This window comes from Mesorhizobium sp. M4A.F.Ca.ET.090.04.2.1 (assembly GCF_003999085.1).
Classification (GTDB): Bacteria; Pseudomonadota; Alphaproteobacteria; order Rhizobiales; family Rhizobiaceae; genus Mesorhizobium.
Genome location: NZ_RZOT01000697.1, coordinates 1 through 2,460, shown reverse-complemented (window position 1 = coordinate 2,460; position 2,460 = coordinate 1). Strand labels below are relative to the sequence as shown.

General features: G+C 61.3%; 3 protein-coding genes and 1 pseudogene. 1 reads left to right on the top strand and 3 read right to left on the bottom strand.

What is annotated here, in order from left to right; translation table 11 throughout:
• Nucleotides 1-24: 24 nt before the first annotated feature.
• Nucleotides 25-936, top strand: a complete 912-nt coding sequence (gene rpoH / locus EN781_RS30570; protein ID WP_126057977.1) for an RNA polymerase sigma factor RpoH — start codon at nucleotides 25-27, stop codon at nucleotides 934-936.
• Between the two features lie 193 nt (nucleotides 937-1,129).
• On the opposite strand, the gene EN781_RS30565 is transcribed toward rpoH, so the two are convergent.
• The 3 genes and pseudogenes from EN781_RS30565 to EN781_RS30555 form a co-directional block, all read right to left on the bottom strand.
• Nucleotides 1,130-1,522, bottom strand: a complete 393-nt coding sequence (locus tag EN781_RS30565) for a hypothetical protein (protein ID WP_126057976.1) — start codon at nucleotides 1,520-1,522, stop codon at nucleotides 1,130-1,132.
• A pseudogene (locus EN781_RS30560) lies at nucleotides 1,519-1,641 on the bottom strand (IS1 family transposase); the annotation flags it as partial. The pseudogene EN781_RS30560 and the gene EN781_RS30565, both read right to left, overlap by 4 nt.
• Nucleotides 1,642-1,715: 74 nt before the next feature.
• Nucleotides 1,716-2,375, bottom strand: coding sequence for a peroxiredoxin (locus EN781_RS30555; protein WP_126057975.1), 660 nt, complete (start codon nucleotides 2,373-2,375; stop codon nucleotides 1,716-1,718).
• Between the last annotated feature and the right edge of the window lie 85 nt (nucleotides 2,376-2,460).

Below are 2,460 nucleotides of genomic sequence, written 5' to 3'. Positions count from 1 at the left end.
CTCCAAGAGAGAGGGGGCGCTATCATGGCCCAGTCACTACCCAGTATCGTCTCCGGCGAAGGCGGCCTCAGCCGCTACCTGGAAGAAATCCGCCGCTTTCCGATGCTTCAGCCGCAGGAAGAGTACATGCTCGCCAAGCGTTACGCCGAGCATGAGGACACTTCGGCCGCGCACAAGCTCGTCACCAGCCATTTGCGGCTCGTCGCCAAGATCGCCATGGGCTATCGCGGCTACGGTCTGCCGATCGGCGAGGTGATCTCGGAAGGCAATGTCGGCCTGATGCAGGCCGTCAAGAAATTCGAACCGGAGCGCGGCTTCCGGCTCGCCACCTATGCCATGTGGTGGATCAAGGCCTCGATCCAGGAGTACATCCTGCGCTCGTGGAGCCTGGTCAAGATGGGCACCACCGCCAACCAGAAGCGGCTGTTCTTCAACCTACGCAAGGTGAAGGGCAAGATCCAGGCGCTTGACGATGGCGACCTGAAGCCCGACCAGATCGCCGAGATCGCCACCCGTCTCAACGTCTCCGAGGCGGAAGTAGTGTCGATGAACCGTCGCCTGTCGGGCGACGCTTCGCTCAATGCTCCGATCCGGGCAAGCGAGGGCGAGTCCGGCGAGTGGCAGGACTGGCTGGTCGACGACCACGAAAGCCAGGAAGAGATGCTGATCGAGCAGGACGAGCTGGAAAACCGGCGCGCCATGCTGTCGGGCGCCCTCTCCGTGCTCAACGAGCGCGAACGGCGCATCTTCGAGGCGCGCCGCCTCGCCGATGAGCCGCTGACGCTGGAAGAACTGTCGGCCGAGTTCGACATCAGCCGCGAGCGCGTGCGCCAGATCGAGGTGCGCGCCTTCGAGAAGGTGCAGGATGCGGTCAAGGCCGCAGCCAAGCGCCAGACGCAGGCGCTGCGCACCATCGAGGCGCAGCCGGCGGCGTAAGGCTCAAGGCATGAATGAAAAAAGGCGGCGCTGCGGTGCCGCCTTTTTTGTTTGGCGAAAGCGGCGGTCCAGCCCTTTCTCCCCGTCACTATACGGGGAGAAATGTCCGGCAGGACAATGAGGGGCAGCGCCGACGCTGCGAGGGTATCGTTTCGGGGCAAGGAAACAATCGCATCCCAGAATGGGTAGCGGGTTAGTTTGAAATCTGCCTCATCGGCTTTGCTATGCAGTAGAAACAAAAGCCGGCGAGCAGAGCAGCGAGCGCCCCTAGCGTAGCGAGTGATCTGAAATGCCCGTCATACGGAAGGGTCAAAAAAGAGAAGCTTACTGCGATAAGAACCGCCACGGAAGTCCACAGTCCTGGTCTCCCGGCAACAGTGCGTGGGAAAGCGATGGCTGCAACAACTGCTGCCAGGTAAAGCGGCCACGACACTAGGATGCCGGCCACAAAATAAGCGGCGAAAAGCAAAAGTGTCTCAGACCATGGATTCTCCGGCGAAGGATTCGACACGGCTAACAAACTTCCAATCACGCCAAACACATAGGACAGCGTGATTTTTGAGGCGAGCGAGATCCTTTGCGTCATGCTACTGCCCGCTTCTTGTAAGGGCCGCGCACGACCGGCTTTTCAGCTTCCTTCGCCTCGATCAGTGCCACGATATCCGCAATCTCCCAAAGCTTGTCCGTGACACCAGCGGCCATCGCGGAACGCCGCGCTGCCCCTCATCCGCCCTCGGGCACCTTCTCCCCGTGAAACGGGGAGAAGGAAGGCTCAGGCCTCAGGCCGTCGGCTGCTTGGTCTTCCTGAGATAAGGCAGCACCGTCTCATACGCCCCGAAGCGCTTGATCGCGTCCTCGTTGGAAACCGCGGCGGTGATGATGACGTCCTCGCCCTGCTTCCAGTTCGCCGGCGTCGCCACTTGATGCTTGGCCGTCAGCTGGATGGAATCGATGACGCGCAGGATCTCGTCGAAGTTGCGGCCGGTGGTCATCGGATAGGTCAGCACCAACTTTATCTTCTTGTCCGGCCCGATGACATAGACCGAACGCACCGTGGCGTTGTCGGCCGGCGTGCGGCCTTCCGAGCTCTCGCCGGCGCCTGCCGGCAGCATCTCGTAGAGCTTGGCGACCGCGAGGTCCTTGTCGCCGATCAGCGGATATTTCACCTCCTGGCCGGTCGCCGTCTTGATGTCAGCCTGCCATTTGTCGTGGCTGGCGACCGGGTCGACGGAAATGCCGATGATCTTGACGTTGCGCTTTTTGAATTCGCCTTCCAGCCCGGCCATCGTGCCGAGCTCGGTCGTGCAGACCGGCGTGAAATTCTTCGGGTGGCTGAACAGCACCGCCCAGCCGTCGCCGATCCATTGATGGAAGCTGATCGTCCCTTGCGTGGTTTCGGCCGTGAAGTCCGGCGCGATATCGTTGATACGAAGACTCATGACGTGTCCCTACCCTTTGACTGTCGCCGGCATGCCGCGCCGGCACCGCTCGCAATCTCTACCACTCTGACCGCATGCTTCATAC